This window comes from Aminobacter anthyllidis, from assembly GCF_018555685.1.
In the GTDB taxonomy this organism is placed as follows: Bacteria; Pseudomonadota; Alphaproteobacteria; order Rhizobiales; family Rhizobiaceae; genus Aminobacter; species Aminobacter anthyllidis.
The window spans coordinates 580,589-602,374 of sequence record NZ_JAFLWW010000003.1 but is presented as its reverse complement, the minus strand read 5'-3'; the positions used below and the strand labels follow the sequence as shown (position 1 = coordinate 602,374).

18 protein-coding genes are annotated in these 21,786 nt (G+C 65.1%); 8 read left to right on the top strand and 10 right to left on the bottom strand.

Annotated features, from left to right (window positions below):
* The 3 genes from J1C56_RS12460 to J1C56_RS12450 form a co-directional block, all read right to left on the bottom strand.
* Entirely contained in the window at window positions 1-1,350 is a 1,350-nt protein-coding gene (locus tag J1C56_RS12460) for an LLM class flavin-dependent oxidoreductase (protein ID WP_214389511.1), read from the bottom strand.
* A gap of 92 nt (window positions 1,351-1,442) precedes the next feature.
* On the bottom strand, window positions 1,443-2,000 hold the full coding sequence (msuE, locus tag J1C56_RS12455; protein ID WP_214389509.1) for an FMN reductase: 558 nt from the start codon (window positions 1,998-2,000) through the stop codon (window positions 1,443-1,445).
* Between the two features lie 245 nt (window positions 2,001-2,245).
* The gene (locus J1C56_RS12450) at window positions 2,246-3,451 is read right to left on the bottom strand and encodes an MFS transporter (protein WP_214389507.1); all 1,206 of its coding nucleotides are present in this window, start codon (window positions 3,449-3,451) and stop codon (window positions 2,246-2,248) included.
* 232 nt (window positions 3,452-3,683) lie between these two features.
* Between J1C56_RS12450 and J1C56_RS12445 the strand changes: the two genes are divergently transcribed.
* From J1C56_RS12445 to J1C56_RS12435, 3 genes are all read left to right on the top strand, one after another.
* On the top strand, window positions 3,684-4,025 hold the full coding sequence (locus tag J1C56_RS12445) for an ArsR/SmtB family transcription factor (protein WP_214389505.1): 342 nt from the start codon (window positions 3,684-3,686) through the stop codon (window positions 4,023-4,025).
* A 21-nt stretch (window positions 4,026-4,046) separates the two neighbouring features.
* Entirely contained in the window at window positions 4,047-4,532 is a 486-nt protein-coding gene (locus J1C56_RS12440; RefSeq protein WP_214389503.1) for an SRPBCC family protein, read from the top strand.
* A gap of 102 nt (window positions 4,533-4,634) precedes the next feature.
* Complete coding sequence (locus J1C56_RS12435) at window positions 4,635-5,486, top strand: alpha/beta fold hydrolase (RefSeq protein WP_214389501.1); 852 nt, start codon at window positions 4,635-4,637, stop codon at window positions 5,484-5,486.
* Window positions 5,487-5,604: 118 nt separating this feature from the next.
* Here the strand turns inward: J1C56_RS12435 and carA are convergent, their stop codons facing one another.
* Entirely contained in the window at window positions 5,605-6,807 is a 1,203-nt protein-coding gene (gene carA, locus J1C56_RS12430) for a glutamine-hydrolyzing carbamoyl-phosphate synthase small subunit (protein ID WP_214389499.1), read from the bottom strand.
* A gap of 288 nt (window positions 6,808-7,095) precedes the next feature.
* Between carA and J1C56_RS12425 the strand changes: the two genes are divergently transcribed.
* Window positions 7,096-7,545, top strand: a complete 450-nt coding sequence (locus tag J1C56_RS12425) for a GatB/YqeY domain-containing protein (protein ID WP_214389497.1) — start codon at window positions 7,096-7,098, stop codon at window positions 7,543-7,545.
* 124 nt (window positions 7,546-7,669) lie between these two features.
* Here J1C56_RS12425 and J1C56_RS12420 read toward each other — a convergent pair whose 3' ends face one another.
* Window positions 7,670-8,833, bottom strand: coding sequence for an amidohydrolase (locus tag J1C56_RS12420; RefSeq protein ID WP_214389495.1), 1,164 nt, complete (start codon window positions 8,831-8,833; stop codon window positions 7,670-7,672).
* Between the two features lie 223 nt (window positions 8,834-9,056).
* On the bottom strand, window positions 9,057-10,721 hold the full coding sequence (locus tag J1C56_RS12415; RefSeq protein WP_214389493.1) for a Na/Pi cotransporter family protein: 1,665 nt from the start codon (window positions 10,719-10,721) through the stop codon (window positions 9,057-9,059).
* Window positions 10,722-11,040: 319 nt separating this feature from the next.
* Between J1C56_RS12415 and dnaG the strand changes: the two genes are divergently transcribed.
* Entirely contained in the window at window positions 11,041-13,002 is a 1,962-nt protein-coding gene (gene dnaG / locus J1C56_RS12410) for a DNA primase (protein WP_214389491.1), read from the top strand.
* Between the two features lie 325 nt (window positions 13,003-13,327).
* Window positions 13,328-15,349: an RNA polymerase sigma factor RpoD gene (gene rpoD / locus J1C56_RS12405; RefSeq protein WP_214389489.1), complete on the top strand. Its 2,022-nt coding sequence runs from the start codon at window positions 13,328-13,330 to the stop codon at window positions 15,347-15,349.
* A 56-nt stretch (window positions 15,350-15,405) separates the two neighbouring features.
* On the opposite strand, the gene J1C56_RS32870 is transcribed toward rpoD, so the two are convergent.
* From J1C56_RS32870 to J1C56_RS12390, 3 genes are all read right to left on the bottom strand, one after another.
* Entirely contained in the window at window positions 15,406-16,053 is a 648-nt protein-coding gene (locus J1C56_RS32870) for a DUF930 domain-containing protein (RefSeq protein WP_246591321.1), read from the bottom strand.
* 113 nt (window positions 16,054-16,166) lie between these two features.
* Entirely contained in the window at window positions 16,167-16,553 is a 387-nt protein-coding gene (locus J1C56_RS12395; protein WP_214389487.1) for a DUF1801 domain-containing protein, read from the bottom strand.
* Window positions 16,554-16,630: 77 nt separating this feature from the next.
* A complete protein-coding gene (locus tag J1C56_RS12390; protein WP_214389485.1) occupies window positions 16,631-17,836 on the bottom strand; it encodes a citrate synthase family protein in 1,206 nt (401 codons plus the stop codon).
* Between the two features lie 74 nt (window positions 17,837-17,910).
* On the opposite strand from J1C56_RS12390, the gene J1C56_RS12385 reads away from it, so the two are divergent.
* Entirely contained in the window at window positions 17,911-18,993 is a 1,083-nt protein-coding gene (locus tag J1C56_RS12385) for a citrate synthase (protein WP_214389483.1), read from the top strand.
* Between the two features lie 124 nt (window positions 18,994-19,117).
* Complete coding sequence (locus J1C56_RS12380) at window positions 19,118-19,375, top strand: putative hemolysin (protein ID WP_214389481.1); 258 nt, start codon at window positions 19,118-19,120, stop codon at window positions 19,373-19,375.
* Between the two features lie 61 nt (window positions 19,376-19,436).
* On the opposite strand, the gene J1C56_RS12375 is transcribed toward J1C56_RS12380, so the two are convergent.
* Window positions 19,437-21,605: a right-handed parallel beta-helix repeat-containing protein gene (locus J1C56_RS12375; protein WP_214389480.1), complete on the bottom strand. Its 2,169-nt coding sequence runs from the start codon at window positions 21,603-21,605 to the stop codon at window positions 19,437-19,439.
* Between the last annotated feature and the right edge of the window lie 181 nt (window positions 21,606-21,786).

Here is a 21,786-nt window from a genome sequence, read left to right as displayed (position 1 = left end):
TTATTCGGCGGCCTGCAGCGAGCTGCGGCTCACCGTCCAGGGATTTACGGGGCGTGGCAGGCCAAGGTTTTCGCGCAGCGTGCGGCCCTCATAGGCGGTGCGGAACAGGCCGCGGCGCTGCAGCTCGGGCACGACGAGATCGACGAAATCGTTCAGCGCGCCTGGCAGCCATGGCGGCAGGATGTTGAAGCCGTCGGCGGCTTCGTTGTGGAACCACTCTTCCAACTGGTCGGCGACCTGGGTGGCGCTGCCGACGATGGTGTAGTGGCCACGCGCGGTCGCGATCCACTGGTAGAGCTCGCGGATGGTGAAGTTGTGCTCGTCGGCGATCTGGCGGATCAGCGCCTGGCGGCTCTTCATGCCCTCGGTTTCAGCGCTTTTCGGCAGCGGCCCGTCGAGCGGATAGCCCCTGATGTCGAGCGTGCCGCCGGCAAGCCCGTTGAGCAGGGCGACGCCGTCCTCGGGCAGGATCAGCTCGGTGAGCTTGTCGTACTTGGCGCGGGCTTCGGCCTCGGTGCGGCCGACGAAGGGCGCGACGCCAGGCATGATCAGCACGTGCTCGGGCACGCGGCCCTCGGCGATGACGCGCGCCTTGATGTCGCGGTAGAACTCCTGCGCGGAAGCGAGGTTCTGATGCGCGGTGAAGATGACCTCGGCGGAAAGGGCCGCCAGCCTGCGCCCGTCCTCGGACTGGCCGGCCTGGACGACGACAGGATGCCCCTGGACCGGGCGGGGTACGTTGAGCGGTCCCTTGACTGCGAAATGCGCGCCCTTGTGGTCGATGTCGTGGACCTTGGCGGGGTCGTAGAAACGCCCCGTCTGCTTGTCGCGGATGAAGGCATCGTCCTCCCAGCTGTCCCAGAGCGCCTTGACGGTGTCGACATGTTCCCTGGCGCGAGCGTAGCGGTCGGCGTGGTCGGGCTGCTTGTTGCGGTTGAAGTTGCGCGCCGTTTCGTCGCCGGCTGATGTGACGACATTCCAGCCGGCACGGCCGTTCGACAGGTGGTCGAGCGAGGCGAACTTGCGGGCGAGCGTGTAGGGCTCCTCGTAGGTGGTCGAGGCGGTGGCGATGAAGCCGAGATGCGTGGTCAGCGGCGCCAATGCCGCAAACAGCGTGACCGGCTCGAAACCGGCGATCTTGGCGTTGCCGCCTTCGCGGCCGCCAAGGCCGACCGACAGATTGTCGGCGAGGAAATAGGCGTCGAACAGGCCGCGTTCGGCGGTCCGTGCAAGCTCGGTGTGGAAGGCGAAACTGGTGGCGCCGTCGGCGGGAGAGCCGGGGTGGCGCCAGGCGGCGATGTGCTGTCCGCCACCGGGCAGGAAGGCGCCTAGCTTGATCTGTCTGGTCATGATTTTCTCCGTAAGAACACGACAAAACTCGCTCCGGCGGCGCGTGCCGCAGGCCGGGTCGTGTCAGGGAATGGAAAGGCGAAGGTTTGAGGTCAGGCGGCCAGGTCGACGCTGTCGCGCGCCTGGGCAACACGACACGCCTCGGCGACTGCCTGCTGGGCGCGGGCGCGGATGGCCTCGGACACCAGCGCGCCGTCGGCGAAATCCCGGTCGGAGGCGTAGATCGCGGTCGGGATGGTCAGCGCCTCGAAGAAGCCGAACAGCGGGCGAAGCTGGTGCTCGACGATCAGCGAATGGCGCTCGCCGCCGCCGGTGGCAGCGAGGATGACCGGCTTGCCCTTCAGCGAATTGGGGTCGAGCAGGTCGAAGAAGTGCTTGAACAGGCCGGTATAGCTGCCTTTGAAGGTGGGCGAGCCGACGACAAGTATGGCCGCATTCGACAGCTGCTCGACGATGGCGCGGGCGGGCGGGGCGAGATCGCTGACGCGCCGTGCCTGGGCAAAGGACGGGCCGAGGTCCTCGATGTCGTAGGTGGCCGCCGCCGCTCCGGTGTTCCTGGCGACTTCGCCGACGATGTGCTCGATGAACAGTCTGGTCTTCGACGGACGGGTCAGGTTGCCCGAAATTCCCACCACGAGTTGTCTTGGCATGTGCGGATCCTCATCAGCGGTCGATACCCATTAACTCTACGGAATTTGTAGATATTGGAGAGCGAGAGGATTTCAAAAGCAGCGCGGCAAGGGGATTGAGTTTGCGAAAGATCGCCCCCGGCTGGTTCATTTGACGCCACGGCAGCATTTAGGCGGTTTGGCATGACGTCGCACAGGAGCCGGCATTTGGGCGGTTCGACAGGCGCGAAAAGGGCTGATGATGGTGCTCGTGGGTTGCCTGAGACCTATCCTTGTGGAGGTGCGGTCAGGCGGCCGCGCGCCGAAATCAGCCCAGCCAAGGTCACCAGCGTGAATGCGGCCCCGGCAAGGAACGTGGCTTGCGGCCCGGCAATGTCCCACAAGGCGCCGGCGATGACGCTGGCCAAAAGCAGCGCCAGGCCGGTCACGAGGTTGAACATGCCGAAGGCGGTGCCGCGCAGCTCAACCGGCGCGGTTTCGGCGACCAGGGTTGCCAGCAGGCCCTGGGTGAAGCCCATATGCAGGCCCCAAAGTGCCACGCCGATGCCAAGGCCGGCCAAACCGGTCGCAAAGGCGAGGACGAGATCCGTGACGAGCAGCAAGGCAAGGCCTGTGATGAGCAACGTCACCTTGTTGACGCGGTCGGACAACACGCCGACGGGGTAGGCCGACAGCGAATAGGCAAGGCTCATGATGACCAGCACGAGCGGGACCAGCATTAGCGGCAGGCCGATCGACTGGGCGCGCAGGATGAGGAAGGCTTCGCTGAAACGCGCAAGGGTGAAGACGGCTGCAATCGCCACCACCCACCAGTAGCGCGCGCCGAGCCTGGCGAGTTCGCTGCGGCGCAGGGGCATGCGGACGCGGCGCAACTCCCGGGGGCGCTCAGGCTCCCTGACCGCAACGACGATCAGCCCGAGCGACAGGAAAGCCGGAATGACGGCGAACCAGAACACCGCCTGAAAGTTGTCTGCCGTCAGCCACATCAGGCCGATGGCGAGCAGCGGGCCGACAAAGGCGCCGATGGTGTCGAGCGACTGGCGCAGGCCAAAGCTCGCGCCGCGCAGATGGGCCGGGGCGATGTCGGCGACAAGGGCGTCGCGCGGCGCGCCCCTGATGCCCTTGCCGATGCGGTCGATGAAACGTGCGGCGACCAGCCAGCCGACGGTCGGCGCGAGCGGAAAGATCGGCTTGGTGAAGGCGGCCAGGCCGTAGCCGAGCGCGGCCAGGAACTTGCGCTTGCCGAGCCAGTCGCTCAAGGCCCCTGAGAAGACCTTGGTGATCGACGCCGTCGCTTCGGCGATGCCCTCGATGATGCCGACGGTGAGCGCCGAGGTGCCGAGGACCGTCACCATGTAGACCGGCAGCAAGGCGTGGATCATCTCGGACGAGATGTCCATCAGCATGGAGACGAACCCCAGGACCCAGATGCCGGCGGGAATGGCGCTTCGCGTCGCTGTCGGGGCTGTCATGTCGGCATCCTGGTCTGAGCGGTTCACTCACAGACCGCTGGCAGTGCGCTGTCAAGATTCGCGGCCGGTGCATTGTCATGGCGGAGGACTTCTTGTCGGCGCCAGTGTCACGCCGGGCCATGGGGGCTCGGCGAAAAATTCTCCCCAACAGGTTCTCAACCAACTGGTTGACAACCTGTTGGGTGAATGCTATTCAACCATTAAGTTAATAACTTGGCGGTTGAATAATAACATGACCGATCCTCTTTCCCTTACCTTTTCCGCCCTGGCGGATCCGACGCGCCGCGCCATCTTGGCCCGGCTTGCCCAGGGGCAGGCGAGCGTCGGCGAACTGGCGGCGCCCTACGACATGAGCCTGGCGGCAGTGTCGAAGCACATCAAGGTGCTCGAAAACGCCGGCCTTATCTCCCGCGAAAAGGACGCGCAGTACCGCTACTGCAAGCTCCAGGCCGGCCCGCTTCAGGACCTCGACGGCTGGGTTGGCGCCTATCGCGAACTGTGGCGCGACAATCTCGACCAGCTCGACGTCTATCTTGCCGACATGCAGCGCGGCGACGACACCAACAAGCAGTGATTGGACGAAAGGAATAGTGACATGAACAAGATGCTCGTCGAGACGCCGGAAGGCGAACCCATCATTCGCATGAGCCGCACCTTCGATGCGCCGCGGATGCTTGTGTGGCGGGCCTGGACCCGGCCCGAGCATGTGGCGCGGTGGTGGGGTTCGCGGGCCATGGGCGCGACCAGGGTGGTCAAGCTCGATCTCCGCCCCGGCGGCGAATGGCGCTTCGAGCAGACCACGCCTGATGGCACCGTCTTTGCCTTCATCGGCAAATACATTGAGGTCGACGAGCCGGAGAAGCTGGTCAACACCTTCGCGCTGGAAGGCATGTTCGAGGACAAGAACGTCATCGAGACCCATCGCTTCGAGGAGAAGGCCGGCAAAACCCATTACAGCGGCGTCACCCGCTTCGACAGCATCGAGGACCGCGACGGCATGGTCGCCTCGGGCATGGAAGCCGGCGCCCAGGACAGCATGAACCAGCTCGAAGAGCTGCTCGGCGAACTCATCTCCGCCTGATCTTCCGCCGGCCGACGGGCCGGCAGTTCCCCATCGCAATGGTGACCCAACCGGCCGCTTGGCGGCCGGGCGGGATCGCTCATCCCAAGACAGGAAACGACAATGAAAACGCTGGCACTTGCGGGCGCGGCTCTGCTCACCCTTTTTTTCACCATCGCACCGGCAACGGTTTCGGCTGAGGAGGCAGAACCCCTTGAACTGCATCACCAGGTCTACGGGGAGGGGCCGCCGCTTGTTCTGCTCCACGGTGCCTTCTTGACGATCGAGACCAACTGGTCGACCAGCCTCGGCGAACTCGCCAGGTCGAACAAAATCATCGCGGTCGAGCTGCAGGGCCATGGCCGCACTGCCGACCGGGCGACCGGGCTGAGCTACGAGACCATGGCCGACGATGTCGCTGGCCTGCTCGACAAGCTGGGCGTGAAGAAGGCTTCCGTCATGGGCTACTCGATGGGCGGCAACGTCGCCCTGCAGTTGGCCCTGCGCCATCCCGATCGTGTCGAGCGCATCGTTGCCGTGTCGGCGGCGGCCAGCGACAAGGGGCTGGCCGTGGGACACAAGGACATGGTGCAGCACCTGACTGCCGACATGTTCACCGGCGCGCCGATGGTCGCCGAGTATCAGAAGCGCTCACCCAAGCCGGACTTCCCGGCGCTTGTCGACAAGGTCAAGCGGCTGGAGCTCAAGCCCTTTGACTGGACTGTCGACCTTGCCAAGGTCAAGGCGCCGGTGCTGCTCATCGCCGGCGACGCCGATGTAGTGACGCTCGGCCACCTGGCCGACATGCATGCAGCTCTCGGTGGCCACGCCAATGGCGACGTCAACGGCCCGTCGCGCAGCCAGCTGCTGGTGCTGCCTGATACGACCCACATGGGCATACTCGCCGACCCGGCGAAGGCGCAGCAGGTGGCGGTAGCTGCCAATGCATTTCTGAGTGCTCCGGCGCCAAACTAGAGCGGTTCGCCTCGACGAAGCCGCTACACACGGCCACTCGCTTGCGCCAAAAGAAAAGAGGCCCCGCATTGCGGGGCCTCTTGCATCGTCTGGTTGCACCTTGTGCTTGCCGATTGTCTCAGCGCTCGGCGAGTGCCGGTTCGCCCTGGCGTTCGCGGATCAGGTTGGCGAAGCGGCGGAACAGGTAGTGCGAATCCTGCGGGCCGGGCGAGGCCTCGGGGTGGTGCTGGACCGAAAACACGGGGCGGCCGGTCAGCGCGATACCGCAATTGGTGCCGTCGAACAGCGAGACATGGGTTTCCTCCACGCCTTCGGGCAGCGACTCGGCGTCGACGGCGAAACCGTGGTTCATCGACACGATCTCGACCTTGCCGGTGGTGTGGTCCTTGACCGGGTGGTTGGCGCCGTGGTGGCCCTGGTGCATCTTTGCCGTCTTGCCGCCCAAGGCAAGCGCCAGCATCTGGTGGCCGAGGCAGATGCCGAAGACCGGCAACTCGGTCTTGAGCAGGTCCTTGATGACCGGCACCGAATATTCGCCCGTCGCCGCCGGATCGCCGGGGCCGTTGGAGAGGAAGATGCCGTCCGGCTGCATCGCCAGGATGTCTTCGGCCGAGGTTTTGGCCGGAACGACCGTTACCTTGGCGCCGAGGCCGGCGAGCAGGCGCAGGATGTTGCGCTTGACGCCGTAGTCGATGGCAACGACGTGCATGGTCTCTTCAGCGCGCTCGCCATAACCTTCGTTCCAGACCCAGGGGGTCTCGGTCCAGGACGAGGACTGGCCCGAGGTGACCTCCTTGGCGAGGTCGAGGCCGACAAGGCCGGACCAGGCGCGGGCCTGGGCCTTGAGATCGTCGAGATCGAACTTGCCGTCCGGCGCGTGCGCGATGACGGCGTTGGGCATGCCCTTTTCGCGGATCAGCGCGGTTAGCGCGCGGGTGTCGACGCCGGACATGGCGACGATACCGCGACGCTTCAGCCACTGGTCGAGATGACCGGCGGCGCGATAGCTCGACGGGTTGGTGACGTCAGCCTTGAACACCGCGCCGACCGCGCCGAAGCGCGCCGCCGGGTTCAGGTCCTCGACGTCTTCGTCGTTGGTGCCGATGTTGCCGATGTGGGGGAAGGTGAAGGTGACGATCTGGCTGGCGTAGGAGGGGTCGGTGAGGACTTCCTGGTAGCCGGTGAGCGCTGTGTTGAAGCACACTTCGGCGACGGCACTGCCTGTGGCGCCGAGGCCTCGGCCGGTGATGACCGTGCCGTCGGCCAGAACCAGAACGGCGGTCGGCACTTCGGTTGCCCAGGGGGCGGTCTCTGCGGCCATGGCGATGCTCCTGCTTAACTAGGCCGCGACTTGAAAAATGGCTCGCAAGGGGCCATATCGCGCAGCGAAAAGCACGGACGACCACCGTCAGGCGGGCCCCGTGCACAAAACAAACAAGTCCTTGCAAGGCGCGGACAATAAGCGAAGGCCGGCACATGGTCAATGACCGCGCCGGAATTCGAGGCTAATTATTTTTCCTAATGAAAACAGGAAGTTGGCCATTGTCATTCGGTTTGCCACTGTGGCAGGTCGGCGCTATTGTTTGCGACACGTTCAGGAGTAACGGCCATGCGCGAGACACTCGCCGAGGCATTGAAGACTGCATTGAAGGCCGGCGACAAGCGCCGCACATCGACGCTCAGGCTGATCCAGGCGGCGATCCAGGACCGCGACATCGCTCATCGCGGTGCCGGCAAGGACCCTGTCACGGACGAGGAAATCCTGCAGATCCTGACCAAGATGGTCAAGCAGCGCCAGGAATCGGCCAAGGCCTTCGAGGAGGGTGCGCGGCTGGAGCTTGCCGCCCAGGAGCGCGACGAGATCACCATCATCACCGACTTCCTGCCCAAGCAGATGGAGGAAGGCGCGGTGCGCGACGCCGCCACGAAAGTGATCGCGGACGTGGGCGCCGACGGCCTGCGCGACATGGGCCGCTGCATGAACGCGCTCAAGGAGCGCTATCCCGGCCAGATGGATTTCGGCAAGGCAAGCGGCATCGTCAAGGAGCTGCTGCAGTAGGCTCCTGCTGGCTCAGGCCGCATGAACAAAAGACGCCCCGGCTGGCTGCAGCGCGGGGCGTTTTCTTTTTGCGGCGAGGGCGGCGCAAACTCCCTTCTCTCCTTGTGGGAGAAGGAAGCTCGCGTCAGGTCACCGGCAGGCGCCGGCGCGCGATCGCGGCGTGAAAGCGGGCGCCGTGGATGAGGGCCTCGTCGTTGAAGTCGAATGACGGGTTGTGGAGCGGCACCGAGGCTTCGCCATTGCCGATATAGGCAAAGCAGCCGGGCACATGATCGAGGAAGCGGGCGAAATCCTCCGACGCGGTGACGATCTCGCCGTTGCCATTGACCGCGCCTGCGGCGAACACCGACGCGGCGGCTTCGACCGCGTTGGCTGTGGCCTCAGTGTCGTTGATCAGCGGCACGAACTCCCTAGTGTAGATGACCTCGGCCGTGCAGTTGTGGGTCAGCGCCGTGCCTTCGGCGATGATGCGCATCTGTTTCTCGATCTCGGCGCTGACCTCGGGGCGGAAGCTGCGCGCGTCGCCGAGGATGCGGGCGAAGCCGGGCAGGGCGTTGCGGGTGCCGTCGGTGATGAGTTCGGTCACCGACACCACCGATATGTCAGCCGGGCTGAGCCGGCGCGAAACGATGGTCTGCAGGTTGGTGACGACGGCGCAGGCGGCGACCAGCACTTCGCGGCCAAGATGCGGGCGGGCGGCGTGGCCGCCAAGGCCACGCAGCACGATCTCGAAATTGTCCTCCGCCGACATGATCGGGCCGGGCCGGGTTTCGAAATGGCCGACAGGCAGGCCGGGCATGTTGTGCAGGCCATAGATCTCGTCGAAGGGGAAACGCGACATGAGGCCGTCGTCGAGCATGGCGAGCGCGCCCTTGCCCCACTCTTCGGCCGGCTGGAAGATGAAACGCACGGTGCCGTCGAAGCCACCTTCGCCGGCGAGCAGCTTTGCCGCTCCCAGAAGCATCGTCGTGTGACCGTCATGGCCGCAGGCATGCATGACGCCGGGATTTTGCGAGGGATGGTCGTGGTTGGCTTGCTCCGTGATGCGCAGTGCGTCCATGTCGGCCCTGAGCGCAATGGCGCGGTTGCCGTTGCCACGCCTGAGCGTTCCGACGACGCCGGTGCCGCCGATGCCTTCCACGACCTCGTCGAGGCCGAAGGCCCTGAGTTGTGCCGCGACGAACGCGCTGGTGCGCCTCTCCTCGAAGCCGAACTCGGGATGGGCGTGCAGGTCGCGCCGCCAGGCTGTCATCTCGGCGACGAGGTTTTTCTGGTCGAGCGCGGCCATGTGCTGATCCCCGGTTTTGGAGATGCAGCCTCACCCGGATTGACGGTGGCAGGCAAGACTTGTCGGTGAGGCCAGTAGCAGACGAGAAAGCCCCCCTCTCCGTCACGGCTTCGCCGTGCCACCTCTCCCCCACTTTGTGGGGGCGAGGAACCCAAGTTCTGCGAGCTCGAGGGCGGGCAGTGCGGGCGTTCCCTTCTTCCAAAGGGGAGCAGGTGGAGCCCGCTCAGCTCGCCTTGAGGCGCGAGCCGCGGAGCAGGCCCTGCTCCTCGAGCACCGGATAGGCCATCGAGGCGAGCAGCGAGTTGATCTGCTTGAGGTCGCGGATGGTGTCGAGGTGGATGGAGCTCGTCTCGACGCTCTTGATGGTGCCGTCGCGCAGGCGCAGGAAATGGCTCTGGCTGGTCTGCTTCTCGACGTCGCGCAAGCGGTCCTTCTCCAGCACCAGCTGGCGGGCGGTGTTGGGGTCGCGCGAGACCAGGACGTTGAAGGCAAGCCGCGCATTGGCCATGACGGCGGCGTGGAAACTCGCAAGCTCGCGCCAGCCCTCGGGGGTGAATTCGAGGCCGCGGTCGAGCTTCTTCTGCACATGGGCGAGCATGTTGCGGACGATGATGTCGCCGACCTGCTCGAGCTTGACGCAGGCGCCGAGCAGTTCCTGGCAGCGCAGTGCCTCATCCTCGGTCATCGGCCGGATGGTGGCCTTGGCGAGATAGAGCTTGATCGCCGCATGCTTGCGGTCGACCCGGTCGTCGAGCGAGGCGAGCGCATTGATCTTGTCGGCATCGGGCTTTTCGTAGAGCTCGATGATGCGCTGGAGCATGATCTCGACGGTCTCGCAGACGCGCACCACTTCGCGCGTTGCGTTGGCCAGCGCCTGCGACGGCGTGTCGAGGGCGGCTTCGTTGAGCGCGCTGAGCTCGGCGACCGCCATGTCCTTGGCGGGATCGGACTTGGTGCCAAGGGCGACGATCTTTTCCGAGGCGCTGTAGACAAGTTTGGCGAGCGGAATGCCGGCGACCAGGATCAGGCAGTTGAACAGGATGTGGGCGTTGATGATCTGGTCGGGAACCGTCGCGCCGAGGAAGGCGACCGACGGCTTGGCCCATAGGAAGGCGACCAGCATGACCAGCGAACCTGCGCCGCGCATCAAAAGATTGCCGATGGGAACGACGCGCACGCCCGGCTCGGCGTTGCGGGTGAGCAAGGGCGCGATGATCGAGCTGCCGAGATTGACACCGAGCACCAGCACGATGCCGAGTTCGGGCGGAACGAAGCCGCGGCCGGCAAGGGTGACGATCAGGAGCACCGCGGCGATGGAGGAGTGGAACAGCCAGGTGACGATAGCGGCGAGCAGGTAGGCAGTGATGGGATCGCCGGCGAAATAGTCCACGATGACGGGCAGCAGCCTGCTTTCGCGCAGCGGCTCGGAGGCCTGGCCGACCATTTCGAGCGACAGCACCAGAAGGCCGATGCCGACGAGGATGCGGCCGGTCTGCTGCCAGCTGCGGCGGTCGGTGGCCAGAAACATGGTGGTGCCGGCGGCGAGGCAGATCGGCACCAGAAGCGACAGGTCGAAGGTCAGGATCTTGATGACCAGTGCCGAGCCAATCTCGGCGCCGCGAACGGCGAGCTGGCCGGCGATGCCGCTGACGATGCCGGCCCCGGCGAAGGAGCCGACGAGCAAGGTAACCGCCGTCGAGCTCTGGAAGGCGATGGCGAGCGCCGTGCCGGCAAGCACGGCGAGGATCGGGTTGCGCATGGTGTTGCGCAGCTTGTGGCGCAGGACGTCGCCATAGGCGCGCTCGACGCCGGTACGCACCATTCGGGTGGCAAACAGCAAAAGGGCGATCGCGCCGGCGAGGTGAAGCAGGACGACAGAGCCGCTCATCGGGCGCACCTGGGGGCGTTTGAGGTGGTAACCGCGACGGTTTGGGCGCTTATGCGAATCACTGTCATGAACATGCCGATTAGATTAGCCGGATAATATTTTTCGTCCATATTGCACGCGTGTGCACCGCATCGCAAGATGCACGGTCGTTCATATATAGAGATACGTGCAGGTGAGCCTGGAGTTCCACAACGACCGTCGGGTGGCGCAATCCGGATGTTTGTGCCGGGGAGGGCTGTGAACAGCGGGCATGGTGGCGAATAGGAGTCGTGTCGGGCGAGGCGAGCGCCTATATCAAATCTGAAACAAGCAGGACCCGATGCGCTTTTCCGACGGATTTTTGAGCGAGATACGCGACCGCGTGCCGATATCGGCCGTGGTTGGCCAGCGCGTGACCTGGGACCGCAAGAAGACCAACGCGCCGCGCGGCGATTTCTGGGCGTGCTGCCCGTTCCATGGCGAAAAATCGCCGTCGTTCCACTGCGAGGACCGCAAGGGCCGCTACCATTGCTTCGGCTGCGGCGTGTCGGGCGATCATTTCCGCTTCCTGACGGACCTCGACGGGCTGAGCTTTCCCGAGGCGGTCGAGCGCATCGCCGAGATGGCCGGCGTGCCGATGCCGGCGCGCGACGCCCAGGAGGAGCGGCGCGAGCGCGAACGGGCCTCGCTGCACGACGTCATGGAGCTGGCGACCACGTTTTTCGAGGACCGGCTGCAGACGTCGGATGGAGCCCGTGCCCGCGCGTATCTGCGCGACCGTGGGCTGACGCAGACGACCCAGCAGCAGTTCCGGCTCGGCTTCGCGCCCGACAGCCGCAACGCGCTCAAGGAATTCCTCGCCTCCAAGGGCATCGAGAAGGCGCAGATGGAGGCCTGTGGGCTGACCGTCTTCGAAGACGTGCCGGTTTCTTATGATCGCTTCCGCGACCGCATCATGTTTCCGATCCCTGACTCACGCGGCCGCATCATCGCTTTTGGCGGGCGTGCGATGTCGGCGGAGGTTTCGGCCAAGTACCTGAACTCGCCGGAAACCGAGCTCTTCCACAAGGGCAACGTGCTCTACAATTTCGCCCGTGCCCGCAAGGCGCTGCAGAAGGACGGGACGGTGATCGCGGTCGAAGGCTACATGGACGTGATCGCGCTGGCCCAGGCCGGCTTCGAAAATGTCGTGGCGCCACTCGGCACCGCGCTGACCGAAAGCCAGCTCGGGCTGTTGTGGCGGATGTCGGGCGAGCCGGTGCTGTGCTTCGACGGCGACAAGGCCGGCCTCAAGGCCGCCTACCGCGCGGCCGACCTCGCACTGCCGCTGGTGGCACCCGGACACACGACCCGTTTTGCGCTGCTGCCCGAGGGCAAGGATCCCGACGACCTGGTCAAGGCGGAAGGCCCGGAGGCGTTTCGCACCGTACTGAATGCCGCGCGGCCTTTGTCCGAGCTGATCTGGATGCGCGAGACATCGGGCGGGGTGTTCGACACGCCGGAGCGTCGGGCCGAGCTTGAAAAGACGTTGCGCGAGCTGACCAGCAGGATCAAGGACGAGAGCGTCCGCTACCACTACCAGCAGGAAATGCGCGAACGGGTGCTGAACTTCTTCGGCAGCCAGCGTGGACGCCAGCAAGGGCAGGGTGGCGGCGGCAAGGGTTCGTACAACAAGGGCTCGTTCAACAAGGGCGGCGGCGAGCGCGGCCAGTGGAACAAGGGTGGCGCAGGTGCCGCGGCCGGCCGGCTCGCGGTGTCGGACAGTCTGGCGCGTTCGGCGATGGTCAAGCGCGCCGGCGGCATCATGCCGCTGCGCGAGGCCGCCCTCGTGGTCACGCTGGTCAACCACCCCTCGCTGATCGACGAGAATTTCGAGCATGTCGAGCGGCTCGACCTCAGCCACGGCGAACTCAAGCAGCTGCATTCGGTGCTGATCGACGCAATGGCGCATGGCGAGGCCAATACACGCGAGGCGGTGGTGGCGGCGATCGAGCGCGCTTCATGCGCCGAGATGTGGGAGCGTGCCGTGACGTTGGCGCGGCGCGCCCGGCAATGGACGGCGTTCGAGGACGCGGCGATCGAAGATGCCCGCGACGCCTTCGCGCAGACGCTGCACTTGCACCGCAGCGCCCGCACCTTACATAAGGAGCTGAAACAGGCCGAAGTTGCGCTGGCTACAGATCCTACCGACGAAAACTACCGACATCTGGTGGAAGTTCAGGCGCAGTTTCACGACGTGCAGGCCACCGAAGCGCTTATCGAAGGCTTCGGGGTGTCTTCGGGCCGAAGCGGTCGTAACTGACGCCGCGGACCGATTATCCCGCAATTGATTCGCTTTTTTGGCGCGAATCATGCGAGAGGCGCTTGACCTTCCGCCAGAATGACGGAATCAGGTCGATTCGAAAAAGTTAACCGGCGGCCAGGTCGCCAGTCGTGTCGATGGCCTGAAAATGCGGATTGGGGCACTTGTCACTGGACAGGAAGATATTCCGCCACAGATATCACGGTTAATCTGGACTTAACACAGGTGCAGCTACTGGCAGTTCAGGCGCAGGTTCGATGAGCGCATCTGATTTGCACTGTCCAAGAGTTTAAGCGGCTGACGGGCCGCCTGGAGAAAGCGAAGAATGGCGACAAAAGAAAAGGAAGAGGTCGAGACCGAACGCGAAGGTGCCCCAGACGGACCTTTGCTCGACCTTTCCGATGACGCTGTCAAGAAGATGATCAAAGTCGCGAAGAAGCGCGGCTATGTCACCATGGACGAGCTCAACGCGGTGCTTCCGTCGGAGGAAGTGACCTCCGAACAGATCGAAGACACCATGGCGATGCTCTCCGACATGGGCATCAACGTGGTCGAGGACGACGAGCAGGGCGAAGAAGCCGAGGCCGCCGAAGGCGACGCCGAGGAAGACGCCAACGAGCTTGCCGAGCAGACCGGCACGGCCGTCGCCGCCACCACGACCAAGAAAGAGCCGACCGACCGTACCGACGACCCGGTGCGCATGTATCTGCGCGAAATGGGCTCGGTGGAGCTTCTGTCGCGTGAAGGCGAAATCGCCATCGCCAAGCGCATCGAGGCCGGCCGCGAGACGATGATCGCTGGCCTGTGCGAAAGCCCGCTGACATTCCAGGCCATCATCATCTGGCGTGACGAGCTCAACGAAGCCAAGATCCTGCTGCGCGAGATCATCGATCTCGAGGCGACCTATGCCGGCCCCGAGGCCAAGCAGGCGCCGATCGTCGAGCGCGTCGAGGAAGACACCAAGGCCAAGACCGACGAAAAGCCGCGCCGCGGTGGCCGCGACGAAGAAGACGACATCACCAATGTCGGTGCCGACACCCGCGGCGAGGATGACGAGGAAGAAGACGACGAGGCAAGCCTGTCGCTGGCTGCCATGGAAGCGGAACTGCGTCCGCAGGTCATGGAAACCCTCGACGTCATCGCCGACACCTACAAGAAGCTGCGCAAGCTGCAGGACCAGCAGGTCGAGAACCGTCTCGCCGCCGCCGGCACGCTGTCGCCGAGCCAGGACCGTCGCCTCAAGGAGCTGAAGGACCAGCTCGTCAAGGCCGTGAAGTCGCTGTCGCTCAACAATGCCCGCATTGAGGCACTTGTCGAGCAGCTCTACGACATCAACAAGCGGCTGGTGCAGAACGAAGGCAAGCTGTTGCGCCTCGCCGAAAGCTATGGCGTGCGCCGCGAAGAGTTCCTGAAGGAATATCAGGGTTCCGAGCTCGACCCGAACTGGATCCGCTCGATCTCGAACCTGTCCAGCCGCGGCTGGAAGGAGTTCACCAAGAACGAGAAGGACGCCATCCGCGACCTGCGCGCCGAAATCCAGAACCTCGCCACCGAGACGGCGATCTCGATCCTGGAATTCCGCAAGATCGTCAACCAGGTGCAGAAGGGCGAGCGCGAGGCAGCGATCGCCAAGAAGGAGATGGTGGAAGCCAACCTCCGCCTCGTCATCTCGATCGCCAAGAAATACACCAATCGCGGCCTGCAGTTCCTCGATCTGATCCAGGAAGGCAACATCGGCCTGATGAAGGCGGTCGACAAGTTCGAGTACCGTCGCGGCTACAAGTTCTCGACCTATGCGACATGGTGGATCCGGCAGGCGATCACGCGTTCGATCGCCGACCAGGCCCGCACCATCCGCATTCCGGTGCATATGATCGAGACGATTAACAAGATCGTTCGCACGTCGCGCCAGATGCTGCACGAGATCGGCCGCGAGCCGACGCCGGAAGAACTGGCCGAAAAGCTCGCCATGCCGCTCGAAAAGGTGCGCAAGGTGCTGAAGATCGCCAAGGAGCCGATTTCGCTCGAAACGCCTGTCGGCGACGAGGAGGATTCGCACCTCGGCGACTTCATCGAAGACAAGATGGCGATCCTGCCGATCGACGCGGCGATCCAGGCGAACCTGCGCGAGACCACCACGCGCGTGCTCGCCTCGCTGACGCCACGCGAAGAACGCGTGCTGCGCATGCGCTTCGGCATCGGCATGAACACCGACCACACGCTTGAAGAGGTTGGACAGCAGTTCTCGGTCACCCGCGAACGTATCCGCCAGATCGAGGCCAAGGCGCTGCGCAAGCTCAAGCATCCGAGCCGCAGCCGCAAGCTCAGAAGCTTCCTCGACAGCTGAGGTTGGAACCAAAACAAAAAAGCCCGGGCATGTCCCGGGCTTTTTTGTTTCAGGGCCTAATCTTCCGGGTCGCCGGCGACGAGATTGTATTCGGCCCATTTGGCCTTGGGAATTGTCTCGCCGACGCTGAACGCGAAGGCGGTGACAACGCCGTCGGTGACGCCGCAGGTGAATTTCACGCCATACCAGCGTCGGGCGGCCCGGAACGCTGCGCCATCCGCCTGGATCGAGCCGCTGTCGATCCTGAGGTTGCTGGTTGCATAAGGCACCACGAGATCGGGGCGGAGTTCCGCTTTCCAGCGATGGATCTGCTCCATGGCCTCGATGTTGCACAGCTGGATTGTGCGTTCGCTTGGGGCAAAGGTGGCGAGCGCGGCCCTGGCGCGGCGGCTGCGAGGGTCGGCGAGGACCTTTGCCGCGTAGAAACTGTGGGCCTCGACCATGGCGGGGTGCGGCGCTGCGGGCTTGGGCGTGACCGTGGCGCCGGCGGCCGGCGCAAGCGCGGTGGCGGGAGCTTCCGGTTGACGCGGCAATGGGACGTCAGCTGGTTCGGGCTGGGGCGCGACCAGTTCGATAGGCACCACTTCTTGGGCCGGCAGCTTGAAGGGTTGTGGCCTGGGCAACAGCACGATGGCCGCCAGCAGCATGGCATGCAATGCGAGCGAGGCGGGCCAGCTGGGATCCAGTTTCGCGGCGGGCGTCATGCAACCGGCTTTCTGATGAAGCCCGTTGGTTCGCCTGTCACTGTGGCGCCATTGCGGCGCCAGTATCGGGTTCGGCCGTGGTGGAGACCGAGATGATCGCCCGCAGCGGCGCGTCAGCTGCTCTTCGTCGGGTCGCCGATCTCGGCATTCAGCCGCACCGCTTCCCGGACGAGCTTTTCGGCAAGTGCGATGTCCACCGTGTCGCCTTCACGATACTCCATGGTGGCGAGTTCATATTTGCCGCCGGCCTTCAGCCTTGGCTCGATGCCGAGCAGCCGCTTGCCGCGCCAGAAGCCGAACAGCACGCGGGCCTCTTCGGCGCGGATGAGCAGGACCGGGCCGTTGGAAAAGCAGACGATGTGGCCCCATTTGATGCGGGCCTCGGCATCGCCAGCGGCGCGGGTGGCTGCACGCAGGGCCTCGACGATGTCGCGGCGCCAGCCGCTCAAGGCCGCGACATAGGCCTCGGGGCTTTCCGCCGGCATTTCCTTGCGCATCATCTGGCTGGTCTCCCCTTGGGCGCAAAGCTAGTCCGTTCGCATGCCTTGCGCCATGCTGCCATGTGCAGCATTCAGGCCTAGCTGCCGCCGCGCCCCAGCGCTGGCCCGACATAGCGGGCGCGCGGGCGGATCAATACGCCCGAGGTCAGCTGCTCAATGGCATGCGCAACCCAGCCGGTGGAGCGGGCGATGGCGAAAAACGCCGTCTCGTAGCCGATCGGCAGCCCGAACATGCGCACCATCACTGCCAGGGCATAGTCGATGTTGGGGTGCAGGCCGGTGGCTTCGGTGATCAGCATCGGTGCCTCGACGGCGAGGCGCCGGTCGGCGCCCGCCTCGGCCAGGGCAGCCAGCAGGCTGTCGGCGCGGGGATCGCCGTCACGGTAGACCGTGTGGCCGAAGCCGGGGATGCGGTCGCCGATGGCGACGCGCTCGCGGATGTTGGCGGCGACGTCGGTGGCGGCGAAATCTGCCACCATGTGGGCGGCCAGGGGGCCGGCGCCGCCATGCCTCGGTCCCTTGAGCGCGACGAGGCCAGCGATCAGCGCGTCGTAGAGGTTGATCCCGGTCGAGGCGGCGCAGCGCACCGTCCAGGTCGAGGGGTTGAGCTCGTGGTCGGCGAGCAGTACGAGCGCGCGGCGGAAAATCGCCTCGGCATGTGGATTGCCGGGTGCCCAGGCGTTCGCCACCTGCAGGTGGATCGGCGCGGGCGAGGGGTTGGTGCCGAGGATGCCGGCCGTGAGCAAACGAACGGCGCGGGCGCCGACCTCGACGCGGCCCTGGCGCGAGCGGTTGAAGGCGCGTGAATCGTTGCCGCCGGCCAGCGCCAGCATGGCAATGGCGCGGGGAATGGGCGCCTCGCCCGTGGTCACCGAAGCCACCGACCGCATGGTGTCGCTCACAACAGGCATGTTGGCGGCGGCGAACGGATCGGCGTCGTTCATGTCCCACAACAGCGTTGCCGCCTGTTCGAGCGTCGCGTGTTCGGCCAGGGCTACCGCCTGAACGCCGCGATAGACTGAACCTTCGCTGGTGATGGTGGAGATCGCTGAATCCAGAACCGGCGCTTCGGTTTCGCCGGCGCTTGCATGTCCAGCCGGTGCGCGCCGTGCCAGAAGGGCACGCACATCGTCGGCGCGGTAGCGGCGGGCGCGAGCGTCATCGGATGGTTCGGAGCGGATCAGGCCGCGGCTGACATAAGCGTAGAGCGTGGCCGGCGATACGGCGAGCTCGCCCGCGGCCTCGCGAGCGGAGAGATAGAGCGGTTCGGAGGCTTTTTTCATATTGATCAAGCTAATCAAGATTGATCAATATGAAAAGAGCCCCATCCTTCTGCATCGCAGCAAGGAGCAAGCCCATGACACTTCATCAGACGACCGCCGGACTGGACGGCGTGACCGCGGCCATGACCGCGCTTTCCCATGTCGACGGCGAGGGCGGGGAACTGATCATCGCCGGCAGCCGCGTCGCGCAACTGGCCGCCGAGACGGATTTCGAAGGTGCCGCGGCGCGGCTGCTGTCGGCTGCGGGCAAGGAAACTGACGCCGGCGAACTGCGGGCGAAGCTCGGCGAGGCACGTCTTCGCGCTTTTGCGCGGCTTGATAAAATTCTTCCCGCGACGGAGGGCCTGGCGCTCGGAGCCGGGTTCCGTGCCGCGATCGCGGCGATCGACAAGGAGGACGGGCTCGACGACGAGGTCGCACTTCTTGGTGCGATGCCGGTTCTGGCGGCGGCACTGGCGCACAGCGCTGAAGGCCTCGCACCCGTGGCGCCGGACGCCAGCCTCGGCCAGGCCGCCGACATGCTGCGGATGATGCGCGGCAAGGCGGCGAGTGACGCGGAGGCGGCGGCGCTCGATGCCTACCTGGTGACGGTCAGCGATCACGGCATGAACGCGTCCACCTTCGCGGCGCGTGTCGTCGCCTCGACGCAGGCTGATTTGTTCATGGCGGTCACGGCAGGCTATTGCGCGCTTTCTGGCCCGCTGCATGGCGGCGCGCCAGCCCCGGTGCTCGACATGCTGGAAGCAATCGGCAAGGCCGACAACATCGCGCCGTGGATCGACGCGGCACTGGCGCGCGGCGAGCGCCTGATGGGTTTTGGTCACCGCATCTACAAGGTGCGCGACCCGCGCGCCGACGTGCTGAAGCGGTCGGTGGGCACGCTGGGCTCCGAGGGCATGGACTTGGGACTCGCTGCCGAGGTCGAGGGCTATGCCCGCGAGGCACTGGCCCGCGCCAAGCCGGGCCGACGCCTCGACACCAATGTCGAGTTCTACACCGCGATCCTGCTCGGCGCGCTCGACATTCCGCGCGAGGCCTTCACGCCGGTCTTCGCGGTCGGCCGCACGGCGGGCTGGGTCGCGCATGCGCTGGAGCAGCAGCGTACCGGCCGCCTGCTGCGTCCGGCCTCGGTCTATACCGGGCCGATGCCGGCCTGAGGGCCGTTCTTCGCAACTTCCGAAAAGCCCGGGCAGGTTCCCGGGCTTTTTCATTTGGCAATTGCCTTTGGCCGGAGCAACTCTAGTTGCAGCGATTGGACAGCATGCTTGAAGGGAGGGCGCGATGCGGCGGCTTGTGGCAAGCTCGGCGGGACTGGCGGCCATTTCGCTGGTGATGATGGGGGCTGCGGCCGCACCGGCGCAAAAGCCCATCGGCATGGCCAATCCGGCCTCTGTGCATTGCGGCAACATCGGCGGCAAGCTCGAGATCCGCAAGGACGCGACCGGCAACGAGACCGGCTACTGCCGCATGCCCGACGGCAGCATCTGCGAGGAATGGGCGCTGTTCCGCGACCAGAAATGCGTCGCGCCGAAGGAGTGAGGCACGCACCCCCCGTCTCAAGGTGCGACCCACGCGACTTTCGCCGCGCGGGTCAAGTGGATCACTTGCAGGTGGTCTTCAGCTTGCTCGCTTCGAGCGCGTTGCCGTTGAGCTTCAGCACCGAGCCGCCTGTCTGTGTCAGAGAGGTGCCCGACCACGCGCCCTGATCGGCCAGGCAGTTGAGCGGCGTGCCGACAACGGTGACGTCGCCGCGGATGTTCTCGGCGGGGCCCGAGAAGTAGAGGCCCGCCTTGCTGGCGCCTTCGACGCGCATGTTGCCGAAGTCGATGTTCTTCACCGGGCCGCCGAGGAAATCCCACTCGCTGCCGTAGATGTAGGCGCCATAGGTGCCGGCATTGGTGATGGTCACGTCCTTGAAGCTGATGCCCGAGACCGGGTTGAGGAAGATGCCGGCATTGCGGGTGCCGTCGATCTTGAGGCCGTTGACGTTCACGTTGGTCGTCACGGCATCCTCAGGCAGGGTCGAGGCGGTGACCAGCATCAGGCCGTTGATGCCGCCCTTCAGCGTCATGTCGTTGATCGACACGTTCGAGGTGCCCTGGAGCACTACGAGATCCATGTCGAGGCCCTGTTCGGAATTGTCGATGGTGACCTTGTTCATCGTCACGTCGTTGGCGGCGACGAGCAGGATGCCTTCGCGGCGCGACTTGCTGATCTTGACGTTGTCGATGACGATGTCGCTGGCGGCATGGGTGATCACCTCGGGCCAGTCGCTCTGGTCGATGCGGCTGCCGGCGAAGATGCCGTAGGTGACGCTGTCGATCACCGTGTCGCGAACCGTCAGCCCGCTGGTGCCGAGCGCGGCAATCGCGGCGTGGGGCGCGCGGTTCGGCCTGCCAACGGCGAACTCGCAATTGGTGTTGCTGTTGCAGATGTAGAGGTCGTGGATGTTGGCTCCCGATATCGTGGCGCCGGTCACGTTGTCGAGGCGGATGCCATCGCCGGCGGTGGCGGAGATGTCGACATCACGGATTGAAAGGTTCGAGGCGCCGTTGGAGGCGATGCCGGCGAGGCCGCCGGTGATCGCGAGGCCGGCGATTTCGCTGCCCGAGGCCATGGTGACGACGTTGGCGGCGGCGTTGGTGCCTGTCAGGCTGGCTGCCTCGCCACCGGCGCGGAACGCCGCCTGGATGCGGCTGTTGGCGCCGCGCACGGCGATCGATCCGCCGCCGCCAACCATGTGCTGGCCCGTGCCGAGCTGCAGCGCCTGGCCGACCGAGATGCCGCCATTGGCAAGCACCAGCGCATTCGTGCCGGCGGTGGTGAGCGCGGCGTTGATGGCGGCGGCATCGCCTGTTGCCGACGAGATCGAGACGACCTTGCCGACGGCCTGGCCGCCATGGACGAATTCGGCAGCCTCGGTCACGCCGTCCTTGTCGGCATGGGTGCGGACGAAGTCCGAGCGTTCGACGCGCTGGAACATCGGATCGAAGGCAGCCTTGCCGGTGCGGTTCGATCCGCCGAGCGGCACGCGCAGCCGCGCGGTGAGGCCGAATTCGGTGCGGTCCTCATTGTCGTAGGAGACCGACGCGCCGAGCGCCAGCGTCGAGCCGGAAACGCCGGGCAGGCCGGAGAAGCTGACTTCGGTGCGCGCCTTGACGCCAAGCGTGTCGTCGAGGCCGCGGGCACCGTCATACCAGTAGGCGCCGCCAAAGACCTTCATCTCGGCGTCGATGCCTTCGGGGAACACCGGCAGGCGCATGCCGGCTTCGGTGTCGGCGCCGGTGCGGGCGAATTCGCGGCCGGCCTGGAACTTGAGCTCGCTGCCGGAAACGAAGGCATGGCTCAGGCTGGCGGCGACCTTGTCGTCGCCGAGCGGCAGATAGACGTTGGCGCGCGCTTCAAAGACCGGGCCGAGCGCTTCGACGCCGAAGGACAGCTGGTTGAAGGAGTTGCCGTGTTCGCTGTTGAAGACGTCGAGATAGCCATAGCCGCCGAGCAACCAGCCGTTTTCGATGCGGTGGCGGTAGCCCATGCCGAACGAGGCCTGCCGTGCCGAGCCTTCGACGAAGTGGCCGCTGGCATCGAAGAAGACGCCGTTGCCGCCGTCGAGCAGGAACGGCATGAAGATGCCGATGCCGCCATTGCCGTGGCCATAAGCGAGGTTGCCTTCAAGCTCGAGGATCGGCTGCTGGGCTTGCGCAAAGGCGTGGGAGGAGAGGGCGGTGCCGGAGGCCAGCGCCACAACAAACAGGCTTGGGAATTTCATGACAGGTACTTCAAATTTCCGATTGAACACCGGTGAACTATGATACTTGAATAAAAGAGTCTAGATTAAATTGAGGATTGCACAGCGCTGCCTGTGGACGAATTTTTGTCTTTTGTTTCAATGCATTGGGGCTAATTTAGACTTGCGTCGGGGGTTCGCATGTTAGAAACCGCTGCGGACG

Coding starts and splice junctions, on each gene's coding strand:
- J1C56_RS12460 (WP_214389511.1), bottom strand. CDS start 1,350: ATGACCAGACAGATCAAGCTAGGCGCCTTCCTGCCCGGTGGCGGACAG.
- msuE (WP_214389509.1), bottom strand. CDS start 2,000: ATGCCAAGACAACTCGTGGTGGGAATTTCGGGCAACCTGACCCGTCCG.
- J1C56_RS12450 (WP_214389507.1), bottom strand. CDS start 3,451: ATGACAGCCCCGACAGCGACGCGAAGCGCCATTCCCGCCGGCATCTGG.
- J1C56_RS12445 (WP_214389505.1), top strand. CDS start 3,684: ATGACCGATCCTCTTTCCCTTACCTTTTCCGCCCTGGCGGATCCGACG.
- J1C56_RS12440 (WP_214389503.1), top strand. CDS start 4,047: ATGAACAAGATGCTCGTCGAGACGCCGGAAGGCGAACCCATCATTCGC.
- J1C56_RS12435 (WP_214389501.1), top strand. CDS start 4,635: ATGAAAACGCTGGCACTTGCGGGCGCGGCTCTGCTCACCCTTTTTTTC.
- carA (WP_214389499.1), bottom strand. CDS start 6,807: ATGGCCGCAGAGACCGCCCCCTGGGCAACCGAAGTGCCGACCGCCGTT.
- J1C56_RS12425 (WP_214389497.1), top strand. CDS start 7,096: ATGCGCGAGACACTCGCCGAGGCATTGAAGACTGCATTGAAGGCCGGC.
- J1C56_RS12420 (WP_214389495.1), bottom strand. CDS start 8,833: ATGGCCGCGCTCGACCAGAAAAACCTCGTCGCCGAGATGACAGCCTGG.
- J1C56_RS12415 (WP_214389493.1), bottom strand. CDS start 10,721: ATGAGCGGCTCTGTCGTCCTGCTTCACCTCGCCGGCGCGATCGCCCTT.
- dnaG (WP_214389491.1), top strand. CDS start 11,041: ATGCGCTTTTCCGACGGATTTTTGAGCGAGATACGCGACCGCGTGCCG.
- rpoD (WP_214389489.1), top strand. CDS start 13,328: ATGGCGACAAAAGAAAAGGAAGAGGTCGAGACCGAACGCGAAGGTGCC.
- J1C56_RS32870 (WP_246591321.1), bottom strand. CDS start 16,053: ATGACGCCCGCCGCGAAACTGGATCCCAGCTGGCCCGCCTCGCTCGCA.
- J1C56_RS12395 (WP_214389487.1), bottom strand. CDS start 16,553: ATGATGCGCAAGGAAATGCCGGCGGAAAGCCCCGAGGCCTATGTCGCG.
- J1C56_RS12390 (WP_214389485.1), bottom strand. CDS start 17,836: ATGAAAAAAGCCTCCGAACCGCTCTATCTCTCCGCTCGCGAGGCCGCG.
- J1C56_RS12385 (WP_214389483.1), top strand. CDS start 17,911: ATGACACTTCATCAGACGACCGCCGGACTGGACGGCGTGACCGCGGCC.
- J1C56_RS12380 (WP_214389481.1), top strand. CDS start 19,118: ATGCGGCGGCTTGTGGCAAGCTCGGCGGGACTGGCGGCCATTTCGCTG.
- J1C56_RS12375 (WP_214389480.1), bottom strand. CDS start 21,605: ATGAAATTCCCAAGCCTGTTTGTTGTGGCGCTGGCCTCCGGCACCGCC.